This window comes from Bradyrhizobium sp. LeoB3 (genome assembly GCF_055456055.1).
Window position 1 is genome coordinate 63,012 of the sequence record NZ_JBVBEF010000025.1, and the last position, 24,138, is coordinate 87,149.

At 64.0% G+C, this 24,138-nt stretch carries 27 protein-coding genes; 16 read left to right on the top strand and 11 right to left on the bottom strand.

The genetic code is table 11. The features are described from left to right. The first annotated feature begins 104 nt into the window (after nucleotides 1-104). Together ACZXDY_RS18380 and ACZXDY_RS18385 are read left to right on the top strand one after the other, a co-directional pair. Nucleotides 105-1,535, top strand: a complete 1,431-nt coding sequence (locus tag ACZXDY_RS18380; protein WP_464346462.1) for an MFS transporter — start codon at nucleotides 105-107, stop codon at nucleotides 1,533-1,535. A gap of 144 nt (nucleotides 1,536-1,679) precedes the next feature. After that, nucleotides 1,680-4,085, top strand: coding sequence for an EAL domain-containing protein (locus tag ACZXDY_RS18385; RefSeq protein ID WP_464346463.1), 2,406 nt, complete (start codon nucleotides 1,680-1,682; stop codon nucleotides 4,083-4,085). On the opposite strand, the gene ACZXDY_RS18390 is transcribed toward ACZXDY_RS18385, so the two are convergent. After that, complete coding sequence (locus ACZXDY_RS18390; RefSeq protein WP_028163590.1) at nucleotides 4,082-4,516, bottom strand: hypothetical protein; 435 nt, start codon at nucleotides 4,514-4,516, stop codon at nucleotides 4,082-4,084. The two genes, ACZXDY_RS18385 and ACZXDY_RS18390, sit on opposite strands and share 4 nt — an antisense overlap. 71 nt (nucleotides 4,517-4,587) lie before the next feature. On the opposite strand from ACZXDY_RS18390, the gene ACZXDY_RS18395 reads away from it, so the two are divergent. Together ACZXDY_RS18395 and ACZXDY_RS18400 are read left to right on the top strand one after the other, a co-directional pair. Then, nucleotides 4,588-5,193, top strand: a complete 606-nt coding sequence (locus ACZXDY_RS18395) for a hypothetical protein (protein WP_464346464.1) — start codon at nucleotides 4,588-4,590, stop codon at nucleotides 5,191-5,193. Between the two features lie 110 nt (nucleotides 5,194-5,303). Further along, entirely contained in the window at nucleotides 5,304-5,897 is a 594-nt protein-coding gene (locus ACZXDY_RS18400; protein WP_464346465.1) for a YdcF family protein, read from the top strand. A gap of 9 nt (nucleotides 5,898-5,906) precedes the next feature. On the opposite strand, the gene ACZXDY_RS18405 is transcribed toward ACZXDY_RS18400, so the two are convergent. Then, nucleotides 5,907-7,250, bottom strand: coding sequence for an aminotransferase-like domain-containing protein (locus tag ACZXDY_RS18405; protein WP_464346466.1), 1,344 nt, complete (start codon nucleotides 7,248-7,250; stop codon nucleotides 5,907-5,909). Between the two features lie 84 nt (nucleotides 7,251-7,334). Here ACZXDY_RS18405 and ACZXDY_RS18410 point away from each other — a divergent pair, with 84 nt between their 5' ends. After that, a complete protein-coding gene (locus tag ACZXDY_RS18410; protein WP_245287265.1) occupies nucleotides 7,335-7,664 on the top strand; it encodes a DUF1127 domain-containing protein in 330 nt (109 codons plus the stop codon). An 8-nt stretch (nucleotides 7,665-7,672) separates the two neighbouring features. On the opposite strand, the gene ACZXDY_RS18415 is transcribed toward ACZXDY_RS18410, so the two are convergent. Further along, entirely contained in the window at nucleotides 7,673-8,098 is a 426-nt protein-coding gene (locus ACZXDY_RS18415; protein ID WP_028163586.1) for a universal stress protein, read from the bottom strand. A 118-nt stretch (nucleotides 8,099-8,216) separates the two neighbouring features. Beyond that, complete coding sequence (locus tag ACZXDY_RS18420) at nucleotides 8,217-8,759, bottom strand: SixA phosphatase family protein (RefSeq protein ID WP_028163585.1); 543 nt, start codon at nucleotides 8,757-8,759, stop codon at nucleotides 8,217-8,219. 94 nt (nucleotides 8,760-8,853) lie between these two features. On the opposite strand from ACZXDY_RS18420, the gene ACZXDY_RS18425 reads away from it, so the two are divergent. Beyond that, nucleotides 8,854-10,329 carry an NAD(P)/FAD-dependent oxidoreductase gene (locus tag ACZXDY_RS18425; RefSeq protein WP_464346467.1) on the top strand — a complete coding sequence of 492 codons (1,476 nt, stop codon included), beginning with the start codon at nucleotides 8,854-8,856 and terminating at the stop codon, nucleotides 10,327-10,329. 73 nt (nucleotides 10,330-10,402) lie between these two features. Beyond that, a complete protein-coding gene (gene msrB, locus ACZXDY_RS18430; RefSeq protein ID WP_464346468.1) occupies nucleotides 10,403-10,903 on the top strand; it encodes a peptide-methionine (R)-S-oxide reductase MsrB in 501 nt (166 codons plus the stop codon). Nucleotides 10,904-10,985: 82 nt separating this feature from the next. Here the strand turns inward: msrB and flbT are convergent, their stop codons facing one another. Beyond that, complete coding sequence (flbT, locus tag ACZXDY_RS18435; protein ID WP_028163582.1) at nucleotides 10,986-11,417, bottom strand: flagellar biosynthesis repressor FlbT; 432 nt, start codon at nucleotides 11,415-11,417, stop codon at nucleotides 10,986-10,988. Between the two features lie 364 nt (nucleotides 11,418-11,781). Between flbT and ACZXDY_RS18440 the strand changes: the two genes are divergently transcribed. From ACZXDY_RS18440 to ACZXDY_RS18450, 3 genes are all read left to right on the top strand, one after another. Further along, nucleotides 11,782-14,244 carry a flagellin N-terminal helical domain-containing protein gene (locus tag ACZXDY_RS18440; RefSeq protein WP_455996966.1) on the top strand — a complete coding sequence of 821 codons (2,463 nt, stop codon included), beginning with the start codon at nucleotides 11,782-11,784 and terminating at the stop codon, nucleotides 14,242-14,244. Nucleotides 14,245-14,450: 206 nt separating this feature from the next. Beyond that, nucleotides 14,451-14,816: a flagellar biosynthesis regulator FlaF gene (flaF, locus tag ACZXDY_RS18445; protein WP_028163580.1), complete on the top strand. Its 366-nt coding sequence runs from the start codon at nucleotides 14,451-14,453 to the stop codon at nucleotides 14,814-14,816. Between the two features lie 19 nt (nucleotides 14,817-14,835). Further along, nucleotides 14,836-15,201: a hypothetical protein gene (locus ACZXDY_RS18450; protein WP_028163579.1), complete on the top strand. Its 366-nt coding sequence runs from the start codon at nucleotides 14,836-14,838 to the stop codon at nucleotides 15,199-15,201. Between the two features lie 95 nt (nucleotides 15,202-15,296). On the opposite strand, the gene ACZXDY_RS18455 is transcribed toward ACZXDY_RS18450, so the two are convergent. The 4 genes from ACZXDY_RS18455 to ACZXDY_RS18470 all read right to left on the bottom strand — a co-directional run bounded on the left by ACZXDY_RS18455 (nucleotide 15,297) and on the right by ACZXDY_RS18470 (nucleotide 17,799). After that, nucleotides 15,297-15,662: a flagellar protein FlaG gene (locus tag ACZXDY_RS18455; protein ID WP_028163578.1), complete on the bottom strand. Its 366-nt coding sequence runs from the start codon at nucleotides 15,660-15,662 to the stop codon at nucleotides 15,297-15,299. 146 nt (nucleotides 15,663-15,808) lie between these two features. Further along, nucleotides 15,809-16,303, bottom strand: a complete 495-nt coding sequence (locus tag ACZXDY_RS18460; RefSeq protein WP_028163577.1) for a hypothetical protein — start codon at nucleotides 16,301-16,303, stop codon at nucleotides 15,809-15,811. A gap of 15 nt (nucleotides 16,304-16,318) precedes the next feature. After that, nucleotides 16,319-16,675, bottom strand: coding sequence for a flagellar assembly peptidoglycan hydrolase FlgJ (gene flgJ, locus ACZXDY_RS18465; protein ID WP_028163576.1), 357 nt, complete (start codon nucleotides 16,673-16,675; stop codon nucleotides 16,319-16,321). Further along, nucleotides 16,675-17,799, bottom strand: a complete 1,125-nt coding sequence (locus ACZXDY_RS18470; protein WP_028163575.1) for a flagellar basal body P-ring protein FlgI — start codon at nucleotides 17,797-17,799, stop codon at nucleotides 16,675-16,677. Before ACZXDY_RS18470 ends, flgJ begins: the two co-directional genes overlap by 1 nt. 268 nt (nucleotides 17,800-18,067) lie before the next feature. Here ACZXDY_RS18470 and ACZXDY_RS18475 point away from each other — a divergent pair, with 268 nt between their 5' ends. The 3 genes from ACZXDY_RS18475 to ACZXDY_RS18485 all read left to right on the top strand — a co-directional run bounded on the left by ACZXDY_RS18475 (nucleotide 18,068) and on the right by ACZXDY_RS18485 (nucleotide 20,199). Then, entirely contained in the window at nucleotides 18,068-18,481 is a 414-nt protein-coding gene (locus tag ACZXDY_RS18475) for a flagellar assembly protein FliX (RefSeq protein WP_028163574.1), read from the top strand. 326 nt (nucleotides 18,482-18,807) lie between these two features. Next, entirely contained in the window at nucleotides 18,808-19,173 is a 366-nt protein-coding gene (dksA, locus tag ACZXDY_RS18480) for an RNA polymerase-binding protein DksA (RefSeq protein WP_196237262.1), read from the top strand. A 216-nt stretch (nucleotides 19,174-19,389) separates the two neighbouring features. Further along, nucleotides 19,390-20,199 (top strand): phytanoyl-CoA dioxygenase family protein, encoded by an 810-nt coding sequence (locus tag ACZXDY_RS18485; RefSeq protein ID WP_028163573.1) that lies wholly within the window; start codon nucleotides 19,390-19,392, stop codon nucleotides 20,197-20,199. Between the two features lie 21 nt (nucleotides 20,200-20,220). Here ACZXDY_RS18485 and ACZXDY_RS18490 read toward each other — a convergent pair whose 3' ends face one another. Next, complete coding sequence (locus tag ACZXDY_RS18490) at nucleotides 20,221-20,649, bottom strand: winged helix-turn-helix transcriptional regulator (protein WP_028163572.1); 429 nt, start codon at nucleotides 20,647-20,649, stop codon at nucleotides 20,221-20,223. A 101-nt stretch (nucleotides 20,650-20,750) separates the two neighbouring features. Between ACZXDY_RS18490 and ACZXDY_RS18495 the strand changes: the two genes are divergently transcribed. Continuing rightward, nucleotides 20,751-21,779 (top strand): SDR family oxidoreductase, encoded by a 1,029-nt coding sequence (locus ACZXDY_RS18495; protein ID WP_464346469.1) that lies wholly within the window; start codon nucleotides 20,751-20,753, stop codon nucleotides 21,777-21,779. Nucleotides 21,780-21,857: 78 nt separating this feature from the next. After that, nucleotides 21,858-22,643, top strand: coding sequence for a 2-keto-4-pentenoate hydratase (locus tag ACZXDY_RS18500; protein WP_028163570.1), 786 nt, complete (start codon nucleotides 21,858-21,860; stop codon nucleotides 22,641-22,643). A gap of 456 nt (nucleotides 22,644-23,099) precedes the next feature. Here ACZXDY_RS18500 and ACZXDY_RS18505 read toward each other — a convergent pair whose 3' ends face one another. Then, complete coding sequence (locus ACZXDY_RS18505; RefSeq protein ID WP_155255141.1) at nucleotides 23,100-23,447, bottom strand: hypothetical protein; 348 nt, start codon at nucleotides 23,445-23,447, stop codon at nucleotides 23,100-23,102. 296 nt (nucleotides 23,448-23,743) lie between these two features. Between ACZXDY_RS18505 and ACZXDY_RS18510 the strand changes: the two genes are divergently transcribed. Then, nucleotides 23,744-24,007: a hypothetical protein gene (locus ACZXDY_RS18510; protein ID WP_028163569.1), complete on the top strand. Its 264-nt coding sequence runs from the start codon at nucleotides 23,744-23,746 to the stop codon at nucleotides 24,005-24,007. Nucleotides 24,008-24,138: the final 131 nt, after the last annotated feature.

Genomic DNA, 24,138 nt, shown 5'->3' on the forward strand with positions numbered 1-24,138 from the left:
TTTGTACCGGTCGCTGCCGTCCGCTGTCACTCTTCGATCGGTGCCGAACTGTATTCGCGAAACGACGGGCTATGTCTGGTGTTGGCTCTCCGCCGAGGTGATCCATGCAAGGCCTGCCGCTCAAGATCCGACAATATGCGGACGTGCCGTCCCGTCCGGCCGAACAACCCGTGCCTTCGAGGCTCGCCGCCTCGCTGACGCTTGCCGCGATGAGCCTTGGCTACGGGGTGGTGCAGCTCGACGTCACCATCGTCAACACCGCGCTGCATGCGATCGGCGGTGCGCTTGGCGGTGGCGTATCCGACCTGCAATGGGTGGTGAGCGCCTACACCATCGCCTTTGCCGCCTTCATTCTGACGGCCGGTGCGCTCGGCGATCGCATCGGCGCCAAACGGGTCTTCATGGCTGGCTTCGCGCTGTTCACCGCCGCCTCGCTTGCCTGTGCGTTGGCGCCGGACGCACCGGTGCTGATCGCGGCCCGCTGCATCCAGGGACTGGCGGCCGCGATCCTGGTGCCGAATTCGCTGGCGCTGCTCAACCATGCCTATCCGGATGAGAGGACGCGCGGCCGCGCCGTCGCAGTCTGGGCGGCCGGCGCCAGCGTGGCGCTGACGGCGGGGCCGTTCCTCGGCGGCGCATTGATTGCACTCATCGGCTGGCGCGCGATCTTCCTGGTCAACCTGCCGATCGGCCTTGCCGGCCTCTGGCTGACCTTCCGCTATGCCGATGAGACCACGCGCTCGCTTTCGCGCGAGATCGATTTGCCTGGTCAAATCGCGGCGATCACGGCGCTCGGCACGCTCGCCGGCGCCCTCATCGAGGGCGGCGCGCGCGGCTGGCAGGATCCGTTCGCGCTCACAGGCTTTGCTGCGTCCGCGGTGCTGAGCGCGCTGTTCGTCTGGCGCGAAGCCCATGCGTCGCAACCGATGCTGCCGCTGTCGCTCTTCAGACAGCGAATGTTCGCGGCGACGTCGCTCGTCGGTCTCCTCGTCAACGTCGCCCTTTACGGGCTGATCTTCGTGCTGAGCTTGTATTTCCAGGAGATCAACGGCCTGTCGGCATTTCAGACCGGGCTGGCCTTCGTGCCGATGATGGGCGCGGTGCTGCCCGTCAATCTGATCGCGCCGCGCATCAGCGAGCGCATCGGCGCGCCCGCGACCATCGGCAGCGGTGCGCTGCTGTCGGCCGCGGGATGTTTGGCCTTGCTCGGCTTGGGGCCTGACACTGCCTATTGGGCGATCTGTGCGCAATTGATCGCGATGAGCAGCGGACTTGGTCTTTTGGTCCCGCCGCTGACGTCGACGCTGCTCGGCAGCGTCGAGAAGTCGCGCTCGGGAATCGCAGCCGGCGTGCTCAATGCGACCCGGCAGACCGGCAGCGTGCTCGGCGTCGCGCTGTTCGGCTCGCTGGTCGGCCGGTCCGCAGCGTTCATCGCCGGCCTGCACGCCTCGCTGCTGATCTCGGCCGGCCTGCTGCTTGCGGCCGCTGCCGCGATCATGCTCGGCGCCCTGTGGCGGGACCGGGCGATGGCGTGACCCGCATCAGGCGTGCCGGTCGCGGATTGAGCCGATTTTTGTCGCCGGCTCAAAACTTCGTTCACCATCAGCGGAACGAGTTCCGCTGCGGTTACCCCAAATCCACCAACTGGAGGGCTGGTACGGCGCGATAGGGGAACTGCAATGTACCAAGTCCTGATTTGCCTGACGACGCAGCACGATTGGCGGTTCGTCATCCTTGCCCTGACGACCTGCTGGCTCGCCGGTGCGGTCGCGATCAGCCTGTTTCACCGGGCCAGGGCGTCGCAAGGGCTTCCGCGGGTGGTCTGGATCGGGCTAGATGCGGTGGCCGGCGGCTGCGGGATCTGGGCGACGCATTTCATTGCGATGCTGGCCTACCAGCCCGGCATGGGCGTCGGATACGACATTCCGCTCACCCTGCTGTCACTGGCCCTTGGGGTGTCGATCGCGACGGTAGGCTTGACGATTGCATTGCTGAACAACCGCGTCTCGACGGCAGCAGCTGGCGGCGCGATCGTTGGCCTTGGCATTGCCGCCCTGCACTACGTTGGCATGATGGCCGTTGCATTTCCGGCGCGCGTCGAATGGTCGCCCGGCATCGTGCTCGGTTCGGTGCTGATCGGCAGCCTGTTCGCGGGGCTGGCGCTCGTGGTTGCGACGCGCAGCGATGATCGCAACCACGGCATCGGCGCGACCGCACTGCTGACGCTGGCCGTCGTCTCGCTCCACTTCACTGCAATGGGCGCAATGACCGTCATTCCCGATCCCAGCGTCGCCGTTGACCAGATGTCGATTTCGCCGGTCGCGCTTTCCTCCCTGACGGCGATCGTGACCTTCGCGTTTCTCGGGATCACGCTGGTTGCGGCCATGCTCGACCGTCGTGCCAAGGGCGAAATGCGCCAGCAGAAGGTTCTGCTCGACACCGCGCTCGGCAACATGTCGCAGGGCCTGTGCATGTTCGATGCAAATGGCCGCATCCTCCTGGCCAACGACCGTTACGGCGCGATGATGGGCCGGTCCAGCATTCCGCTGCGGGGCCGCCTGCTGCGCGACGTCCTGCAGGACCAGAAGCTGAACGGCGAATGGGACGGCGATCCCGATCAGTTCGTCGCCGATGTGATGGCGGAAGCCAGCGCCGGCCACACCGTGACCAAGGTGGTGACCAGGGGCGACCGCTCGATCCGCGTTGTCGATCAGCCGATGAAAGGCGGCGGCTGGGTCGCGACCTTCGAGGATATCACCGAGTGGCAGCAGGCGCAGGAGCGGATTTCGCACATGGCGCGCCATGATGCGCTGACCAATCTGCCCAACCGGACGCTGTTCCGCGAACAGCTCGAAAAGGGATTGCGGCTCGCCCGGCGCAGCGACCAGCTCGCGGTGCTCTGCCTCGATCTCGATCATTTCAAGATCATCAACGATTCGCTCGGCCATCCCGTCGGAGACGCGCTGCTCAAGGCGGTCGCGCAGCGGCTCGGTGAATGCGTCACCGAGAACGATACCGTGGCCAGGCTCGGCGGCGACGAATTCGCGATCGTGCAGTTCTGCGGGGATTGCGACCCATCGGTGGTGGCCGCGCTCGCGAGCCTCATCGTGGAGAAAATCGCGGCTCCTTACGACATCGGCGGCCATCAGCTCGTGATCGGCGTCAGCATCGGCATCTCGCTGGCGCCCGAGGACGGCAAGAATCCGGACGAATTGTTGAAGAAGGCCGATCTCGCGCTCTACCGTGCCAAGGCGGACGGCCGCGCCACCTATCGCTTCTTCGAGACCGGGATGGATGCACGCGCGCAAGCGCGGCGCGTGCTCGAGCTCGACCTGCGCAAGGCGCTGCAGCGTGATGAATTCGAGGTTCACTATCAGCCGATCCGCGACGTCGCCCACGACCGGATCGTCGGCTGCGAGGCCTTGCTGCGCTGGAAACATTCGCTGCGCGGGCTGATCCCGCCGGGCAATTTCATCGGGCTTGCGGAAGAAACCGGACTGATCGTTCCGATCGGGGAATTCGTGCTGCGCCAGGCCTGCGCGGATGCGGCTGCCTGGCCGCAGGACGTCGCGGTCGCGGTCAATCTGTCGCCGATCCAGTTCAAGAACCCGAACCTGGTGTCATCTGTGAAGGCGGCGCTTGAGGACACCCGCCTTGCTGCGCATCGCCTCGAGCTCGAGATCACGGAGACGGTGCTGCTGCAGAACAGCGAGGCGACGCTCGCTGTGCTGCACGAACTGCGCGCGCTTGGCATCCGCATCTCGCTGGACGATTTCGGCACCGGCTATTCGTCGCTGAGCTATCTTCGCAGTTTCCCGTTCGACAAGATCAAGATCGATCGCTCGTTCGTCAGCGACCTCGCGACGCGGGAAGATTCTATGGCGATCGTCCGCGCCGTGACCGGGCTCGGCAAGAGTCTCGGCATCGTCACCACGGCGGAGGGGGTCGAGACCGATGCGCAGTTCGAACTGCTGCGTCGCGAGGGATGCACACAGGCGCAGGGCTATCTGTTCAGCGCGCCGCGTCCTGTCGCCGAGGTGATGAAAATCCTGGCGGAAAGGTCGCCGCAGCGTCTGAGCGCTTAACTCCTGCGCAACGCAAAATGCGCGCCGCAAAACGCCATCGCACCGCCGAGGCATAGCGCGGCGAGGCCGGCCTCCACGATCGAGATGGTCGAGATTGAACTCGGTGCCGACGCCACCTGGCCGGCGCCGGCGAGAATGAGGACGCCGACGGCGATCAGGAACTGCCGCATCCGCGGCGGGATCTCGCCGGCGACGGCGCTGTGCATCAGGTTTGCGGTGAAGTAGCCGCCACAAAACGCCACCGTCGCGATCAGCCACCAGGCGATCGCCGCGCCCGCCGGCATGGTCTCGTGCGTGTCGGAGCGCCACAGCCCGCCTAGATCAAGGCCATAGCGCATGCCCAGCATGTGCACGGCGAGCGCCAGCAGCACGCCGGAAAGCATGGCGCCGCCGAGAATCAGGTGGCGCGGAAAAGAGGTCGTCTCGTCCATGGTCTGCTTGTAGGATGAAGCCGGCGCGCCGCGCAAGCGGCGCTGTCAGCCGATACTCCGGGTTGTGGAATTTGCCGAAATCATCAGCCAACAATAGCGCGGAGCCAGGCGAGGGCGCACCGACGCGCTATGCCTACAAGGCATCATTGATCGGATCGGCGCATCAATTCGAATTGATCGATGCCGGATTGTCGTGGCGCATCGCCGGCCGCTCCGGCGTCTGGCCGTATCGCGATCTCTCGGCGGTCCGCCTCTCGTACCGTCCGGTGTCGATGCAATCGCGCCGTTTCCGTGCCGATATTGCGAATGCCAATGGCGGACGCCTCGCCATCCTCTCGACCACCTGGCAGACCGCGACACTGATGGCGCCGCAGGACCACGGCTACCGTGCCTTCATCGAGGAATTGCACCGACGGATGAAGGCGGCCGGCAGCAAGGCGGTGCTGACAGGCGGGCTCGGGCCTGTGACCTATGCGGCGGCGCTCGCGGTGTTGGCGGTGCTGGCGGTCGCGATGATCGGGCTTTTGCTGCGCGCGTTGTTCACCGGCGAATTCATCGCGGTGCTGTTTCTGATTGGCTTCGCCGTCCTGTTCACCTGGCAGATCGGCGGCTTCGTCGGCCGCAACCGGCCGCGCAGCTACGGCTTCGATCATCTGCCGGATACGTTGCTGCCGTAGCGTTTGCGGACCGATTGCGAGATGATCGCAACCGAGCGCAATGAAAAGTGACTTCGCCGAATCTTTCGTTCGCGGCATCGTCCTGTCCTATCAATGGGGCGAGGAAATGCATGGAGGATCGATGCGCGCGCATTCCGACCGAGGCGGAGATTGCCGAGATCAACGCAAGGCATCTGATCCGCACGCCCCTCAGACCAGCCGATCTCCTGTTCGTCTTCGGCACGCGCCAGGACGTCGATCTCCGGGTCGATGAGGCCTGTCGGCTCTGGCGTGAGGGTTTCTTCCGCTGGTCGATCGTCAGTGGCGGGGTGACGCCGGGCTCCCATCGTTCCGAATGCGAAATCATCAAGGCGGCGATGGTCGCGCATGGCATCCCGTCCGGGATCATCCTCGAAGAACATTGCGCGATGAATACCGGTGAGAACGTGATCCTTTCCCTGCCCATCATCGATGCGGCATTGGGATTGGAAAATATCCGCAGCGTCATCTGCCTCGGTAACAGTTGGACCGCGCGGCGCTATCTGATGACGCTGCAGCGGCATTGGCCCGAGGTTGAGAAGATGCTGGTGACGGTCGATCATTTTGCCACGCCGCGCTCGCATTGGCACACCGATCCGGAATTTCGCCGCTGCGTGCTGCGCGAGTGGGACAAGATCGAACCATACAAGGCCAAAGGCTTCATCGCGGAATGGCCGGTCGCGTGAGAGACGCGGCTATTCGGTCGCGTCAAAATCCTCTTCCTTTGCAATCAGAATGCCCGACAGCGCCCGGAGTCCGGTTTCGAGCTGCTCCAGCGTCGGCGCGCCCAGCGCCAGGCGGACCGCGTTGGGTGCATGTCCTGGAGCGACCGCAAAGGTCGTCGATGGCGTCAACGCGATGTCGCGGCGGGCGGCCGCCGCCACGAAAGTCTGCGAGCGCCAATGCGGCGGCAATGTCAGCCAGAGATGATAGGCCTTGGCGTTGGCCTGGATTTCGAAACCAGCGAGCAATTTTGCGGCCATCTGCTGGCGGCGGGCCGCGTCGATCCGCTTCAGCCGCGTGAGCTCGGCCACGGTGCCGTCGCCCATCAGCCGCTGCCCGGCCGCGAAGGCATAGCCTGACGCCGTCCATCCGCCGGAGCGGACGGACGCCATGATGATCTCGCGCAGCCGTAGCGGAGACACGATGAAGCCGAGCGCAAGCCCGGGTGCGACTTTCTTCGAGAGGCTGTCGAGCACGATGCAGCGGTCGGGAGACAGCGCAGCGAGCGGCGGCTCATCGTCGAGAAATCCGTAGACCGTGTCCTCGATGATAGTGAGGTCGAGCTTCTCGACCACGCGCAGCAGATCGGTGCGCCGCGCGGCCGGCATCGTGATGCCCAGCGGGTTTTGAATGGTCGGCTGCAGATAGAGCGCCGAAAGATGCGCCTCGCGGTGCGCTTTCTGCACTGCATCGGGCCGCACGCCGTGCTCATCCATCGCAAGCGGCACCAGCGTCACGCCAAGCCGCACTGCGATGCCCTTGATGAAGGGATAGGTCAGCGCCTCGACGCCGCAGCGCCCGCCCGGCGGCACCAGCGCGGCGAGCGCGGCCGCGATGCACTGCCTGCCGTTGGCGGTAAAGACGATCTGCTCGGCGCCGGGAGACCAGTTCTTGCGGGCAAGGAACGCCGCCGAGACCTGTCGCACGGTTTGCGTGCCCGTGCTGGTCGACGGCCGCAATGCGGCCTCGAGCGCCTCTGTCCGCTCCAGCCCTTGCAGGCTTTTCGCGATCATCGCCGCCTGTTGCGGCAGCAGCGGATAGTTGAATTCCATGTCGATGCGCGCGCCATGCGCCTCGGGCGACGGCGCGATGCTGCCTCGCGCGTCGCCGGAAATGAAGGTGCCGCGGCCGACTTCGCCGACGACGAGACCGCGCCGCAACAGCTCGGTGTAGACCCGGCTCGCGGTCGACACCGCGATGTTGCGCTCATAGGCGAAACTGCGTTGTGGCGGCAGGCGGTCGCCAGGTTTCAGCGCGCCGCAGGCGATCTCGGCGGCGATGGCGTCGGCAAGCCGCAAATATTCGAACTTCGACATTATTGCACCGAGGACAATGTTTCGCTTGAACCGAGATAATTACCGGATCATGTAGAGGGCATCAATCCTACGATTGTACTGAGGATGCGCAAGCAATCCGAGGTCAATACGGCGCTGCGACAGCATTTGCGCCGACGGCATCGCTTTGCCGCGCGGGAGAAAGCCGGAGAGAAGACGATGTCGACGCTATCCTCGGCCGCAGACCAGCCCGCGCAGCCGGGCGCATTGGGCGGACTGGTTCGCCGGATCGAAGCGGGCGCGCATGCGCTGCTCACCTATCTGGAGCGACGCGCCGCCATCAAAACACTTCGCGGACTGGATGACCGCGCGCTGCGCGACATCGGCATCTCACGCTGCCAGATCGAGGCCGCCGTTGGCGGGGCGCTCAATCCCGCGATGGGAAAGCTCAGATAGGTCGTGGGTTAGTGCCGCACCACCAGCACCGAACACTTGGCGTAGCGGACCACGTGGCCGGCATTGGAGCCTAGGAAATAGGTGCGCATCGCTGGGCGGTGCGAGGTCATCACGATAAGGTCGGCGTGCATTGCCGCCGCTTCCTCTAGGATCTCGTGATAGATGCCGCCCTGTCGCACCACGCTGGAAATGCGCGATGGCTCGATGCCGCTTTCCCGGGCCACGATCGCCAGCGCTTCCTCGGAGGTCTGCCGCTGTTGGGTATCGAAATCGGCCGGCACATATTCGGCCAGCATCACCGGCGTCATCGGCAGCACGTTGAGCAGGCGTACCGTACCCCTCCAGTTTTCCGCGAGCGTTGCCGCTGTCGCGATCGCGGGCTTCGCCAGATCGGTGTCGGCCAAATCGATCGGCACCAGAATGGACTTGAACATCCACGCCTCCTGTCCGCTCAACATTGACACGGCAAGCGGCGATTCCCGCGCCTGCCTTGACTCTAGTTTTGACGCGTTTTCTTCACGCGAACCGGAATCCACTTCGCTGGAAAACGCGCTAGTCGTCCGAAGTCTGCTTCAATAGTTTCGGGCTGACAAACTGTACGAGCTTGCCGCGACGGAACGCCACGTCGGTCCAGTCGTGCGTCGGGAAGTCGAAGATCGCAAGACCGGAGGTTGGCAGGTTGTGATCGAGCGCTTTCTTCGCAGATGCGTCGCCGCTGCCGATGAGGGTGAGGGCAAGCTCATGCATGCCGGGATTGTGGCCGACCAGCATCAGCCGCTTGGGGTCGCTGGCCGAAGCCATCCGAATCGTGTGCAGTAGGTCGGTCGGATCGGCGCCGTAGAGTTCCGGTAGGAACTCGACGTCTGGCGGCGATACGAGCCCTTTCATCGCTTGCCAGGCGACTTCCCAGGTCTGATGTGCCCGGACCGCGGGCGAGACCAGCACGCGGTCAGGAAATGGCGGATGCCGGCCGATCCAGGCGCCGATCTCCGCGGCATCACGGTGGCCGCGCTCGTCGAGCCGCCGGTCGTGATCCTGGCCCGTGGGCGATTCGGTTTCGGTCTTGGCGTGACGCAACAGCATCAAACGGCGCATGGCGCAATCTCAATTCGGCGTGTTCTGGATTAATCTTACATGCTCATGCCCGCGACAAGGTGACAAGCCGTGTCGCGGTCCGTAAGAAAACGACATGAGCGAGACTTCCACAAGTGCGACCGACGATCGCGATGCTGCGATGCCGTTCCCCTCGCGCCTTTCGGTCGAGCTGGACGTCGATATCTGCGTGGTCGGGGCGGGGCTTGCCGGACTGACGGTGGCGCGGGAGGCGGCGCGGCTTGGCGCCAGTGTTGCGGTGCTCGAAGGCCGCCAGGTCGGCTGGAACGCCTCCGGTAACCAGCTCGGCACGGTGATGCCGGGATTCAATCTTCCGCTGTCCGAGCTGATCGAACGCGTCGGCCTGGAAGACGCCCGCGAACTCTTGGCGCTGTCGAAGGCCGGCGCCGATTACGTTCGCGCGACCGCGACCGAGGAACTGATCCCGGGCATCGCGTTCAGCGAGGGTGCGTTGCAGGTTTCCACCGTCGATGTCGGCGAGACCCTGATCAGCCGGCTGCAGACGCTGGCAGAGGATTTCGAGACCGAGGTCGAGGGCTGGCAGGTCGACCGTGTGCGCAGCACCATCAGGACAAAGCGCTATTTCCATGGCATCTACTATCCCAAAGCGTTTCAGGTTGACGGCCGCAAATATGTGCATGGCTTGGCGGCGCTTGCGCAGCGGGCAGGGGCGCGCATTTTCGAGGACACGCCGGTGGTCAGCATCGACTTCTCCGGCATCCGCAAGCGCATCGTTACGCCTTCGGCGCGCTTGCGAGCGTCCCATATCGTGCTCGCCGGCAATGTTCATCTCGGCGCGCCGCTCCAGCGCCTGTCGGACACGCTGCTGCCTGTCTGGCGCTATGCGGCGGTGAGCGAGCCGCTTGGCGAACGGCTCGCGGAGGCGCTCGCCTTTCACGGCTCGGTCAGCGACAGCGACGGCATCGATCATTTCCGAATCGTCGATGGCGACCGGCTGATGTGGGCGAGCCCGGAGACGACATGGAACGCGAAGCCGCAGCGTTTCGCGCCCGCCATCCAGCGCCGCATCGCGACCGTCTTTCCGCAACTCGGCAAGGTCGCAATCGACGATGTCTTCGGCGGCGCCGTTGGCGTGACCGTGCATGGCATGCCGCAGATCGGCGAGCTGCGCAAAGGCCTCTGGGTCGCAAGTGGCTTTGGCCGGCAGGGCATGAACACCTCGGCAATGGCCGGGCTGTTGATCGCACGCAGCATCCTGTGGGGCGACGAACGCTGGCGGCTGTTCTCGCCGTTCGAACTGGTCTGGGCGGGCGGGACGACCGGCCGCATCGCGGCGCATCTGATCAGCCTTTGGGGGCGGGGCGCCTCCGCCGCCACCAACGCACTGGCGCGCTATCGGGAGGGCGTGCGCGCCAAGGAGCGCGTCCGCAACGCACGTCTCGCCGAGGCCAATCGCCAGTACGGCACCCTGCCGCGGCCGCCGCGCCGCCGCCCGGCGCCTGGTGGCCAGCGGACTGCGCACCCGCAACCGTCTGTGCCGCAGGAGCCGTATGGCTCAAGCTCGCAGAAAAGTGAGGAGATCAGGGACTGACCGGTGTAACGTCGCAATCCGGTGTGCCGTATCTGACAGCGAACAATCGTCATCCGCCTCCACGGAGACCATCATGATTGACCGCCGTTTCCTGCTTGCTTCCGTTGCCGGCCTGTTCAGCCTCGCCGCTTTCCGCTGGCTGCGTGGTTCGCCGGCGCTGGCCGCCGAGAAATTCGAGATCGAGAAGACCGACGCCGAGTGGCGCGCGCAGCTCACGCCGCAGCAATATGAGATCCTGCGCAAGCAGGGCACGGAGCGGCCCTGGTCCAGCCCGCTGTTGAAGGAGCACCGCAAGGGCATCTTCGCCTGCGCAGGCTGCGACCTGCCGCTATTCTCCTCCGACACCAAGTTTGAAAGCGGGACCGGCTGGCCGAGTTTCTATCGGCCGCTCGAAAACGCCGTCGGCACGACGGAAGACCGCACCTTCGGCATGGCGCGTACGGAGGTGCATTGCCGGCGCTGCGGCGGCCATCTCGGCCACGTCTTCGACGACGGTCCGAAGCCGACAGGCCTGCGCTACTGCATGGATGGTTTTGCGCTGGTCTTCCACCCGGCGGCCCCCTCGGCCACCTGAGTTCTCGTGATCACGCGAGATGGAACGAGCACAAAAAAGGCCTCCCTTTCGGAGGCCTTTTTTCCTTGATCGTGTGATCGTCTCACGCCGACTTGCGCTGGTCCTCCTGCGCGGGGGCGTCGAGCTTCCTTGCGCTTTGCAGCAGGGCCTCTTCGTGTGCGATCAGCTTCTTGGACTCCTTCAGCGCGTGATAGAGGTCACCGTTGAGGATGTGGTTGTTGATGTTTTCGATGAATGGCCAGCCGCTTGGCATCGCCGTGATGATGTCGCGCACCAGGCTGAAATAGGTCGGATGGTGCGCCATCGGGTCGGGCGAGAGATACATGAGCTGCACCGCGAGGTAGACCAGCTTGGCCGGCGTGTCGGCTGTCTCCGGCGTCAGAATGTCCTTCTCGCGCAGGATCGGAATCCTGTCGCCGTCGATCAGGAGGCGAGCCCGCTGATCGGTGTTGGTGACCACGCAGGAGCCGATGATGATCCGCTCGTTCGGCTTCAGCTCGACCTTCAATGCCATTCCCGTTCTCCTCTGCCGCCATTCCCGCGCGATGCGTCGTTGCGACGAAATCGAATCATGTCTGGCGCGCGTCCGCCGTTAAGACCGATGGCGGCCGATCGCGCCGCAATCCTTTCCGATCATGGTTAACAGTTGGTAAACGCCATTCCTGCTGTGTTCGCCCTTCGGTCCGAAGGCGCAGCAAATTCAGTAGTACTCCGGAGTAACTGTGCTGCTGCGTAGCATTTTCGCGCTGTTCGCTGGCCGGAAATCCGACCAGGAAGATTCATTTTTTCTTAGGAGGCTTGGATCCAAGGTGAGCCGTCGTCCGATCAAAAAAGATTGGAAGCGACTTGTTCCTGTTTCACACCAGAAAGGTATGAAAATGTCCGGCATTGTTCTTTCGGCATCGGTACGCCAGAACCTCCTCTCGCTGCAGTCGACAGCCGATCTGCTCGCCACCACCCAGAGCCGTCTTTCCACCGGCAAGAAGGTCAACTCGGCCCTCGATAACCCCACCAACTTCTTCACCGCCGCCGCGCTCGACAATCGCGCCAGCGACATCAACAACCTGCTCGATGGCATCGGCAACGGCGTGCAGGTGCTGCAGGCGGCCAACACCGGCATCACCTCACTGCAGAAGCTGGTCGACGGCGCCAAGTCGGTCGCGACCCAGGCCCTGCAGTCGACCGTCGGCTATTCCGCCAAGTCGAGCGTGAGCGTCAAGATCAATGGCGCCACGGCCTCGAACCTGCTCGGCACCGGCGCGTCGATCGACGCGGCGTTCACCGGCACCAACCAGGTCAACAACCAGACGGTCACCTATACCGCTTCGACCGCCAACGGCACCGCGATCGGCGCGTCTCACCAGAACGCCTACACTAGCAACACCTCCACCGGCACGGTTGCGCTGCAGGACAACGCAGGACCGCCAGCGGTGGCAGTCAATAACCTCACCTCGCTCAACTCTGGCGGCGCTAACCACCTTGATTCCGCCGTTCTGGCCTCGCTCTCCGGCCAGACGCTGACCATCAACAACAACACCATCACCTTCAGCGCGACGGCGACGGCGACCACGACGACCGGCAACAACACCACGATCGGCCTCAACACCGGCACCACCTCGACGTTCGGTGACATCCTTACCGCGATCGGGACCGCGGCGGGCGCCGGTGTGACCGCCACCGTTGACGGGACTGGCCACATCCTGATTGCAACCGGCACGACGAACGATGTCACCATCACCGGTGGCGCTGCGGCGACCGCGCTCGGCATCTCCACCACCAACCGCGGCGGCGGCTCGATCGTTGCGGCAACGGCCACCGCAACGACGCTGATTGGCGTGCCGGCGACTCCGGGCTCCGACGCGTTGAGCTCTGCTCTCACCACGTCGGACTACCTGCAGATCAACGGCAAGACGATCCAGTTCCACGCCGGCACCGGCGTTACCGGTTCGATCGCCGCCAACAACTACTCGATCGGCCTCGCCGACGGGACGATCGGAAGCATCCTGAGTGCGATCAATCAGGCCGCGCCCGGCGTTACCGCCACGGTCGATGGCACTGGCCAGATCAATATCGATACCGGCACCACCAACGACCTCAGCCTATCGGGCTCGCTTGCCGGTACGTTGAGCAAGCTTGGCCTGAGCGGTGTCACGAGCGTGACCCGCGCGCCCATTGCTACACCTGAGATCACCGGCGCTACTCTGCTTTCCGGTGCTTCGACTGCGACCAGCGATGCGTTGAAGTCGGCCTTCTCCTCGGGTGACACCATCACAGTCAACGGTAAGCTCCTGAGCTTCGTGACCACGGGTGCAGCCGATGATAACCACATCAACATCACCGACAACATCACCACCCTGTTGAGCAAGATCGATACGTTGTCAGGCAATACCGGCACCGGCTCCACGCCGTCGACCGTCACCGGCGGTCACATCGTGCTCCATACCGGCGCTAGCAGCGACCTGACGATCACGAGTTCGAACGCCGATGCGCTCGCAGCGCTCGGCCTCGGCACCGGCGTCAGCCAGGCCCGCGGCACCGGTCCGTCTCCGCTCAACGGCCAGACGCTGTCGATCGCCTCCACCGGCGGCGGCGTCGCAACCAGCATCACCTTCGGCGGTACCGGCCCGGGCCACGTCAACTCGCTGAACGACCTCAACGCGGCGCTGTCGTCGAACAATCTACAGGCCACACTGGCGCAGGACGGCACGCTGACGATCACCACCTCGAACGACGCGGCCTCCGCCACGATCGGCTTGATCAGCGGCACTGCGGCTCTTTCGGGCCAGTTGTTCTTCGGCAAGACCCCGAGCGATCCGGTGGTCGATCCGAACGCCAGCGCCGCTCGTGACGCGCTGGTCACCCAGTACAACAACATCCTGAACCAGATCACGACCACGGCGCAGGATGCTTCCTTCAACGGCGTCAACCTGCTCACCGGCGACACGTTGCGGCTGACCTTCAACGAAACCGGCAAGTCGACGCTGGGGATCTCCGGCGTCAACTTCAACTCCGCGGGCCTTGGCCTTGCGGCGCTGTCGGCCGGTGACTTCAAGGACAACGACTCCGTGCAGAAGGTGGTGAGCGGGCTCAACAACGCCAGCAGCACGCTGCGCGCCCAGGCGTCGGCCTTCGGTTCGAACCTGTCGATCGTGCAGATCCGTCAGGACTTCTCGAAGAACCTGATCAACGTGCTGCAGACCGGCTCCTCCAACCTGACGCTGGCCGACACCAACGAGGAAGCGGCCAACAGCCAGGCGCTGTCGACCCGACAGTCGATCGCGGTCTCCGCGCTCGCGCTTGCCAACCAGAGCCAGCAGAGCGTGCTGCAGTTGCTCCGCTAAGCGCAGCTTCACCAGATCAAGAATGGCGCGAGACGGCGGAGGAAACTCCGCCGTCTTCGTTTTGGTTAAGGCGTGGCGTGGCGGCTTCCGCCGGAAAACGGACACATTTGGTAATCCTTGCTAACCATATTTAAAGGCACCGTCTGTATGAAAGTTGGGCACTTTTTGAGACCCCGCGGTCAAACCGCTCCCACCGAGGTTCGTGAATGTCAAACGCAGCTCAGGCCTACGCACGCACGTCAACTACGACGGCGTCCCCCCGTGAAATCGAAGCGCAGGCGCTGCTAAAGGCTGCACGACAGCTTCAGGAAGTTCAGACGAACTGGAATGGGCCCGACAAGGCGATGCAGAACGCGCTGCTGTTCAATCGCCGCCTGTGGTCGATCTTCATGAGCGCTGCGCAGGCCAATGACAATCCGCAGCCGCTCGAAGTGCGCCAGAACATCACCAATATCGGCGTATTCGTGATGAAGCAGACCGTCGAGATGCAGATCAATCCGGATCCGGCGAAGCTGAAGTCGCTGATCGACATCAACTGCAACCTCGCCGCCGGCCTCGCCGGCCGCGCCTAGGCAGAGTGGGGCGGCTGCAATGGCCGACATGATGGGCATCCTGGCGGCCAACTACAAGGCCGTCGGGCTGAACGTTCCCTCCAAGACGCCCTATGTAGCTGTTGATCCTCAGCTCTACGAGGGCAGTTGGACCGGCAAATACGCCAACAACAAGTCGTTCAAGATTCAGGTCTCGAACGTCACGGGCTTCCGCGCCAAGGTGCACTACGAGAGCGAGGGCACCAGCAAGTACCAGGATGTTCTGATTAAGGATCAGTCGTTCCGGATCGGCGATACCAAGTTTACGCTGACCGCGATCGGCACGGCGCTGATCAAGAATGTCGTCAACGATCCTGCGACCGGGGGAACGTATCTCGACCAGGCCTACGCGAAGCGCCAGGGCTAGAGCTTCGTTTCGAGAACCGAAGCTTTAGATTTTTTGTTTGACGCGTTTTCTTCACGCGAACCGGTATCCACTTCGCTCGAAAACGCTCTGAAGCGTCAGGCCCTGCGGTCGGTGGCGCCGAGACGCGTCGGCGCTTCCTTGGTCAGGTCGAGCGTGCGGAAATAGGCGCGGCGGCGCAGCACCGCCTCTTCGGGAAACTGCCTCACCACCTGGCTCGTGCGGTTGTCGACGACCTGAAAGACAACGGAAGCGGCGTCGCGATCGATAATGACTTGATTGGAAACGGACGCGTTGACGACGTTGGAATTGATGCTGGCGCGCGCGCCAGCATCCGTCGCAGTCACGCTCCGGCTCGGCGGCAGTTCGGTTGGGACGGCATTCCGCGCCGCTTCGCTAACGGGAGCGGTGATCGGTGCCGCAACCGGTACCCCGACCGGCTTGATGCTGAAATCTGTACTCATCACGCCTCCTAGTGCCTGCGCACTAGCTAATGCTTCGAGTCAAATCCCAACCCTCCATGAACCGCAACTATAGGCCACACCTCTCAACAGGTTGTTAGGGAATGCGCTGAATGCCGCGCTTACATCAGCGCGACAATTTTAATGAATTAGAGCGACCGGCTGACCGCGAGCGGCGTCATGTGGCGCGGACCAGGCGCGGCGCGCCGGCCGGCGGCGGTGTAGGTATTCGGCACGTTGCGGCGCTGGATCTCGCTGTTGACGCCGCGCACGATACCCTCCGACACCGCATGCGCGGTGGCGAGAACAGTCAGATTCACCTGAAGCATCGCGCGGAAGGTGTCGTGATGGCGGCGCAGCGTGTTCAAGAGATCGGGCGCTGCCTGTGCTAGCTGCTTCTGCGCAGCCTTCACGTTCTCGACCGCGACCATGTAGCGCCGCGACAATTCCGATTTCTGCGCTTCCAGCAGCATCGCCTCGCGTACCTTGCCGGCACGTACCAGTTCCGTCTCGCGCTCGGTGATGCCGAGCAGCGCGCTCATCACGTCCATCAGTTCTTCCGCGATCTTGCGGATTTCGGCAGGTGTCGACGCTGCAGACGCGGCTTGCGCCGGCGCCGGCCGCGATTGAAGACGCTGGTTCATCTTGTCCTGATCTCCTTAAGCTTGGCTGGCGCCGCCTGCCTGCTGCAGGATCAGCGTGCGGAACACTTCGTTGGAAATGCCGACGCCGCCGGATTTCGCGAACGATTTCGAATATTCTTCCGTCAGCATCGAGCGCCACACGCCGGTGCCGGGCGTATCGCCAAACGGGCCTTCGCCCTTGATGCCGCTGGTCATCTGCGAAAACATCGAATTGAGAAACAGCGCCTCGAAATCCTGCGCCTTCGCGCGGGCCTTGGCCTGCATTTCCGGTGAGACCTTGGTCAGCGCTTCCGCAAGTTGCGGGTCGTTGCGGCCATTGCCGCGCGGCGCGCGGTAGGGATTGGTGAGGACGTCGGCAAATCCGCTCTGCATCACATCACCTCGATGTCGGCCTGGATCGCGCCGGCCGCCTTGATCGCCTGCAGGATGCTGATGAGATCGCGCGGGCCGATCCCGAGCCCGTTCAGTCCATCGACGAGTTGCTGCAGCGAGACGCCGTCTTTCACCACGGCGAATTTCTTGCCGTCTTCGGTAACCTGTACATTCGAGCGCGGCGTCACCACCGTGCGTCCCCGCGACAGCGGATTGGGCTGGCTCACTTGCGGGCTCTCGGAGATCGACACCGTGAGATTGCCTTGCGCGACCGCCACGGTGGCGACGCGAACGTCGCGGCCCATCACGATGATGCCGGAGCGCTCATCGATCACGATCTTCGCCGCAAGATCCGGATCGACCTGCAACTGCTCGATCTCGGTCAGGAAGGCGACGACGTTGCCCTTGAACTCTGCCGGGATGTTGAGCTGCACGGTTGAGGGATCGATCGGCTCGGCGGTCTTGACCCCGAGGAAATCATTCACCGCCGCCGCAATGCGCTTGGCGGTGGTGAAGTCGGCATTGCGCAGCGCGAGGCGGACATTGGGCAGGCGATTGAGCGTGAACTCGATCTCGCGCTCGATGATCGCGCCGTTGGCGATGCGGCCGACGGTCGGGACGCCGCGCACGACCTTGGCGGCTTCGCCTTCGGCCTGGAAGCCGGAGATCGCGAGCGTGCCCTGCGCGACCGCATAGACATTGCCGTCGGCGCCGAGCAGGGGGGTGACGAGCAGGGTGCCGCCACGCAGGTCCTTGGCGTCGCCGAGCGCGGAGACCGTGACGTCCATCCGCGTGCCCTGCGTGCCGAAGGCCGGCAGATTGCCGGTGACCATTACGGCGGCGACGTTGCCGGTGCGGATGGTGGCGCCGCGGATGTTGACACCCATCCGTTCCAGCATCGCCTGCAGCGATTGCTTGGTGAAGGGGATGTTGTTGAGCGTATCGCCGGTGCCGTTGAGGCCGACCACGAGGCCGTAGCCGATCAACTGGTTCTGCCGCACGCCTTCGATATTGGCGAGGTCCTTGATCCGCGACGTCGCTCCGGCCGGCAAAGCGGTCAGCGCGAGCGCGAGCCACGCGGCGCAGGCGGCTGCGAAATAGTGTGCCGAACGGATGCCGGGCATCCCTTTGCTCCCCTCGAGGTCTTCCATCGGACCGGCACGCCACTCCCATAGCGGCGATCCGCCCTTCACTATGCGAGGGCTGTGCCATGGCGGGGTGATGTCATCAAACAACTGATATCTTTAGTGAAATTGCGCGATCGCCATTCGCGCTCCGTTTTCCGGCGGAGTCGAAACTGCCGGCCGGCGGCAGATTTTGCCGGGTCGTTTACGGTCCCTTAACCATAAGGGGGCGAAAGTTCCGCCCAGCACGCCCGCGGGATCATCGACGATGCGCATCTCAGGACCGAACGGCACCACGCTTGGAACGCCCGCGAGCAGCACGCGGCGGAACAGTTCGAGCAGCTTCGCGCTGCCGGAACCCTCGACGGAGGCGGGCGAGGTTCGCTCCGGCGCCGCGCCGAAGGCTGCCGGCAATATCGATGCGCTGCTTGCGCTTCAGGGCGTCGAGGACCCCATAGAACGCCGCAAACGCTCGGTCGCGCGGGGCCGCGGCGCGCTCGATGTGCTCGATGAGCTCAAGATCGGCCTTCTGGCCGGCAATCTGCAAGCGACCACCGTGGCGCGCCTGCGCGATGCCGCCGCCAGCCTGAAATCCTCCTCCGGCCATCCCGGCCTCGATGCGGTCCTGTCCGAGATCGAGCTTCGCGTCGAAGTCGAGCTCGCCAAGGCCGGGCAGGCCTAAGGGCGGTTGCCTTGATAGCAATTCGTTCGGTCCGGTCAGCGCGGATTTAATTCCCCAGGCCGGGCAAAAAGGACTGATCCGGCCCCTTCATGCGCGGGGATGCTGGTGCCGGACGAGCGCACTGACTGGTCCCGGCGGAACGGGGCCAACTTGCCTGTGTAAGGGGGTGGAAATGGCCATTCGTAGCAGTTGCACCGATATTGTCTGTCACATGAGGTAGCTATATAAGGCGCCGCGCGGATGACCCATTTTCGTCCGCCTGACAGGGACATGGACTGCCTTTGGAAAAGCTGAAGAACTACCGGCCTTCTGAAAAAGAGCCTTTCATGAACGAGCGTCAGCGCGACTATTTCCGCGCCAAGCTGCTGGCCTGGAAGGATGAGATCCTCCGCGAATCGAAGCTCACGCTGCAGACCTTGCAGGAAGAGAACGTCAATCACCCCGACCTTGCCGACCGTGCTTCCTCCGAGACCGACCGTGCGATCGAGCTGCGCGCTCGCGACCGCCAGCGCAAGCTGATCTCCAAGATCGATGCCGCACTGCAGCGCATCGAGGACAACACCTACGGCTATTGCGAGGAGACCGGCGAGCCGATCTCCCTCAAGCGGCTCGAGGCTCGTCCGATCGCAACGCTCTCGGTCGAGGCCCAGGAACGTCACGAGAAGCGCGAAAAAGTCTATCGCGACGAATAGGGTTGGGCTCGCGGCGGTGCCATTGAAACCGCCATCCGGCGGAGGTAGTTTCGCGCCGCCATGATGACATCCATTCTCAACTTCGCGTCGGTCTTTTTGCTGGGTCGCTGACCCCAGCCGCCGCTGCCTGCGGCATCCCATTGGACCGATTGAGCCGGACCGCCGCTGCATGACGCAGCGCAACAATGTCTGGCGCCAGCTTGAGAGATCATCATCATGACCGACCACGAACGCGCGCGTTCGCTCACCGACGCGCAAATTGCCCAATTCATCGAGCACGGCTTTGTCAGGATCGACGACGCTTTTCCGGGCGAGCTTGCCGCGGAAGCGCGCGCCATCCTGTGGCGTGACTTGCCATGCAGCGAGCACGCGCCCGCAACATGGACGCGCCCGGTGGTCCGACTGGGCTTCTATGGCCAGCCACCGTTCCGGCAGGCGATCAACACGCCGGTCCTGCATAGGGCGATCGACCAGATCGTCGGGAGAGGCCGTTGGTGGCCGCGACAGGACATCGGCACCTTTCCGGTACGCTTTCCGCATCCGGACGATCCCGGCGACGCCGGATGGCACGTCGACCTCAGCTTTCCCGGTGAGGATTGCGATCCGAATGAGCGGCAGGATTTCTCGGCCTGGCGCGTCAATGTCACCTCGCGCGGGCGTGCATTGCTGATGCTGTTCCTGTTCTCCGATGTCGGCGAACAGGATGCGCCGACACGCATCAGGGTCGGCTCGCACCAGCCGATGGCTCGCTATCTCGCACCCGCAGGCGAGGCCGGCCGTGCCCGCATGGTGCTGGACGAGATCGGCGCCGACTGTCCGATTGCGCTCGCGACCGGCGCGGCCGGCACGGTCTATCTCTGCCATCCCTTCCTGATTCACGCCGCTCAACGGCACCAGGGCAGCGCGCCGCGCTTCATGGCACAGCCCGCGCTGCCATTAAGGGAGCCCTACCAGCTCGCGCGTCCCGACGGCGCCTATTCGCCGGTCGAGATCGCGATCCGGCGGGCGCTCGGAATGGCGAAATAGCGTAAAGCTGCGAAGCGACATTCAGGTGAGTTCGGCGTCGAGTGTCGCTTCGCGCGCGGCTGCATGGCCGCGTGCGCCATAGGTCTTTGACCACGTGAGCAATTCGCGGAATGCTGGCAAGAGTCCATAAGCGGCGTCGGTCAATTCGTATTCCACCCGCAGCGGCTTTTCGGCAAGCACGGTGCGAAGAACCAGGCCGTCGCGTTCGAGCTCGCGCAGTTGCGCGGTCAGCATGTGCTGGGTGATGCCGTCAAGCGAGCGGCGCAGGGCGCCGAAGCGGATCGCCCCGTTCATCAGCGAAAAAAGAATCTCGAGTTTCCATTTGCCGCCGAGTGCGTGAATGGCGTGCTTGAAATCGCCGAGCAGTGCCGGGTCGGGCGCGCAACCTGCGCATTCGGCGGAATCGCAGGGCGAGGTGGTATTGTTTTCCATACCGGTCTCGAATTTCATCCTACTTGTCCCGCTGCAGATAGTGGCCCAGATGCGGATGTTGCAGGCCGGCGAAACGAATTTCCGCGCCGAGGCCGAGGATTCAGGAAAGGCTTTGTCGGATGAGCACCGTTTTGGTTACGGGTGGATCGGGTTTCATCGGGGTTCACACCATCCTGCAGTTGCTGGTCGCGGGGCATCAGGTGCGCACCACGGTACGCCGGCCGGAGCGCAGCAAGGATGTGCTGGCGATGCTGCACCAGGGCAATGCGCCATCGCCCGAGAGCGTATCGTTCTTCACTGCCGATCTCACGCAGGAGGCCGGCTGGCGCGAGGCGATGGCCGGCTGCGACTACGTGCTGCATGTCGCCTCTCCGCTCAGCAGCAGTGTGCCCAGGGACGAGAACGAGATGATCATTCCCGCACGCGATGGAACGCTGCGGGTGCTCCGCGCTGCGCGCGATGCCGGCGTCAAGCGTGTCGTGGTCACGTCGTCGATGGGGGCGATCGGCTACGGCCACCCGCTGCAGCCGCAGCCGTTCGACGAGACGAGCTGGACCAATCTCGATGGCGACGACGTGTTCGCCTATGTCAAATCGAAGACGCTCGCTGAGCGCGCGGCCTGGGATTTCATTGCGAAAGAGGGCGACGGACTGGAGCTTTCCGTCATCAATCCCGTCGGCGTGTTCGGTCCGGTCCTGGGACCGGATTTCTCCGGCTCGATCGACATCATCAAGATGCTGCTCAATGGCGCGATGCCGGCGGTGCCGCGAATCCATTTCGCCGTGGTCGACGTGCGCGACGTGGCGGAGCTGCATCTGCGCGCGATGACCTCGCCGGCGGCGCGCGGCGAACGCTTCATCGCGGTTGCCGGAGATCCGATGTCGATGCTCGACATCGCAAACCTCCTGCGGCGCGAGCTCGGTTCCGCCGCCCGGCGGGTGCCGCGCTTCCAGGCGCCGGACTGGGTGGTGCGGTTGGCCGCAATGGGCGTTCCGGTGCTGCGCTATGCCGTGCCGATGCTCGGCAAGGTCCGCCGCTCCACCAGCGCGAAGGCCCGCGAAAAGCTCGGTTGGACGCCGCGCCGCGACGACGAGACGATCCTTGCGACCGCCGAAAGCCTGATCAGGCTCGGCCTTGTCAAGGCGTGAGCGCGTATGTGACGCGCTTGTCAAGCGCGCGCCGTGGTGCTGAATTGCCATCTCGACAACGCAATCCGGGAGGTGGCCATGGACAGGACCGCAGCGGCCGCAAAGGCCATCGCCACCGCTCGCCGTAACCGCGCGCCGCTGGCGGCGCTGCCGGTGGATCTGGTGCCGGCCGATGAGGAGGAGGGCTATCAGGTCCAGCGTGCGGTGCATGACCTGTTGCTGCCGAAGGTCGGCGCGCTCGTCGGCTACAAGATCGGCTGCACCAGTGCCGTGATGCAGGACTATCTCGGCATCGACCATCCTTGCGGCGGCGGCGTGTTCGAGAAGGGCGTGCATGAGAGCGGCGCCGAGCTCAAGATGGCCGACTATGTCCGCGTCGGCGTCGAATGCGAGATCGCGGTGAAGCTGGCGCGCGATCTGGCGCCGGGCGAGGCGCCGTTCACCGCCGAATGGGTGGCGGAGGCGGTCGCGGAGTATCGTCCCGCGATCGAGATCGTCGACGACCGCTATGCGAAATGGGAGGCGATGGGCGCGCCGACGCTGATCGCAGACGACTTCTTCGCCGCCGGTTGCGTGCTGGGCACAGCGGTGCCGCGCATCACCGCGCCCGATCTGCACGACGTCAAGGGCCGCGCCCTCATCAATGGCGAGGAGGTGGCGAGCGGCACCGGCGCCGACGTGCTCGGTCATCCCCATAACGCACTCGCCTGGCTTGCCAACCATCTTGCCGCCGAAGGCAAGGGCTTGCATGCGGGACAGGTGGTGCTGACGGGCAGCCTGGTGAGGACGATATGGCTCAATGCCGGCGACAGCGTCGTGATGGAGCTCGCCGGACTGGGCAAGGTGAAGGCCACGTTCGCGTGATGGGGTAGGGTGGGTTCGAGCGCGCTGCTCTCTCGCTGTCGTCGCCGCGAAAAGCGGGGACCCATAACCACAGGGAGTTGCTGTGGCGCAAGCAAGCGGTTGCAGCGGAGCACACGACAAAGTCCTGTGGTTATGGGTCCGGGGTCAAGCCCGGGACGACGGGGGAGAGATCGGATTCAAATTTCAAACAGCTCTCCGCTGTCATCGTCCGGCTTGACCGGACGATCCAGTATTCCAGCGACGGCAGTGCTTGAGCCGAGAGGCTGCCGGATACTGGATGCCCGCCTTCGCGGGCATGACGGTGGAGTTGGTGAGAAGATGCGAATTCACGTTCTCGCGGCGCGTTCCGCCCGAGCTTTGCGTCACTTTCCACCCTCTCATCCGCCTGCGCCGGCGGCATGATGGATTCCGGGCTCGCGCTGCGCACGCCCGGATGACGGATGAAGTTGTGGCCCCTTACGCCGACACGTCGACGAGCTGACCCTTCTTGTCCGCATTCTTGTGGAGTTGCTGCTCGATGAGGTCCTTGATCTTCTGCTCAATCGCCTGGCGCTGTTGCGGCGTCATGCTTTGCAGGTCCTGCTCGGTCAGGTTCATGCTCTTCAGGATGTTCGCGCGCATCCGGTCGATCGGGTTCATGTGCGCGTATTTGAGGAACTCCTGCTCGATATCGTTGCCGAGGGAGGTTTCTCGCGCGGGTTGGGTGGAGGTTTGATCGTCGGCGCTTGAGACGTCCTTCGCGGCAGTGTTCTTCGTGCTCGCGGTCACAAAGCTATAGGAGGAGATTGTTGGCGATATCTGCACGCCGCACCTCATTGGTGACTGCAGAAGCGGCACGCAAAGCCTGTGCCATTATGTGCGCGAGCTATTTCAAGGGGATAGGCGCGATCGTCAGGACGTTTCGACGGCGGATGGGCAAGATCTGCCCGGCGAAGTTTTCCCGCTCTTGTGAATGAGCCACATTATTCGATGTCACTTCGGTGATCGTTGCAAGTCGCGGACTATCACGGTCAGGAAAGGCGGCGCGATCCATGATTGGCGCCGGCGCTGCGGCTCACCATCTCGACTGAGTGTGATTCTGCATCGTCCAGGAGACCAGAATGAAATACGCACTGATCGGCGCCGCTGGCGTCATCGCGGCGGCTTTCGCAAGCCCGGCATCGGCACAGGCGGTGATCGAAGATCCCGGCTACTGCGCGCAGTTCTATCCCGATGCCAATTGCCAGAATATCGGGCCGGGCAATCCCTATACCGACGGCAACTGGCGCAACGATTGGCCGCCTGCGCGACACGCGTTCATTGAACGGCATGCGCGCCACCAGCGTCATCTCAGCCATCACGAGATGAATGGCAGGGTAGGCTAGAGCGTGATGTTTTTATACGGAAACATATCCTGAGTTTTTGAGATAGTTGGCGCACTCCTCGGGTGAGAAGAGATCGAGGAGTTCTCCGACCTTTCGCCAGGTTGCCTCGACATCGCGGGGCTCCGCGGCGC